The organism is Protofrankia sp. CiP1_Cm_nod4 (assembly GCF_982290645.1).
Genome location: NZ_CEVIVC010000048.1, coordinates 1,018 through 2,086 on the forward strand (window position 1 = coordinate 1,018; position 1,069 = coordinate 2,086).

Genomic DNA, 1,069 nt, shown 5'->3' on the forward strand with positions numbered 1-1,069 from the left:
GGATGGGTATACGGTCACCGATCGCCACCGGCCATGCGGACGAGGCCCGATCCGCTCATGAAGGAGGCTGGCATGCAGGAGATCCGGGATATCCGGGGTACTCGAGAGATCCGGGAAAGCCGGGAAATCGTCGTGGGGACGGACCTGTCCGAGGACGCCGGCAAAGCGCTGAGCTGGGCCGTCGACGAAGCACGGCGCGATGGCGCGACCGTGCGCGTGGTGTTCGCCTGGTCCGTCGAGCGCTGCCCACGGGTACTGGCCAGCCATGTCCCGTCGCACAACGCCGACGATCTCGCGGCGGCGGCCGAGAAGCTCCTGCGCGAAGCCATCGAACGGAACCGCGCCACCGCGCCAGCCGTCACGATCACCGGGCGGCCCGTGCGCGCCGACCCGGTCGAAGCCCTGCTCAACACGGCCGCCAACGCGCAGATGCTCGTGATCGGCGCGCGGGGCTCGGGGCGCCTGCGCCGCCTTGTGACGGGCTCCGTCAGCGACGCCTGCGTGCACATGTCGGCCGGCGCCGTCGTGGTGGTCCGCTGGGCCCCGGAACAGGGCCGCGGGCACGAGCGGCGTAACGGCCAGGTGATCACCGCGCCGCGGGAGAAGCGTCCGGTGCTCGTCGGGGTGGACGGCTCGGATGGCTCGATCAACGCGCTGCGCTGGGCGGCCACGGCAGCGGCCCAGCGCGGAGTGGCCCTACGTGTCCTCCACGTCTGGATGCCCGCGCCGGCGATGTACACCGGCTACTACGCCGGCTTCGAGGGAGAAGGACTGGAGAAGGCGGCCCAGGCCCTGCTCGAGGACACCCTGGTGAAGGGGCTGGGCGGCCGCACGGACGTCAGGGTGGACGCCGGGCTCATGCTCGGCGCCGCGGGGACCACCCTGATCCGGCAGGCCGCCGGCGCCCAGCTGCTCGTCGTCGGCGCCCGCGGCCACGAGGGCTTCGCCGAGCTGCTGCTGGGCTCGACCAGCCAGCGTTGCACCCATCACTCCCCCTGCCCGGTCGCGGTGATCCACGGCGGCGACCGGCGGCAACACCGGTAGGCCAGCGGCGGGACAGGCCCCAGCC

1 protein-coding gene is annotated in these 1,069 nt (G+C 72.9%); it reads left to right on the forward strand.

The annotated features are described in order from the left end of the window. Window positions 1-72 precede the first annotated feature (72 nt). Window positions 73-1,044, forward strand: a complete 972-nt coding sequence (locus AC5LSR_RS11465; protein ID WP_493468439.1) for a universal stress protein — start codon at window positions 73-75, stop codon at window positions 1,042-1,044. Window positions 1,045-1,069 lie beyond the last annotated feature (25 nt).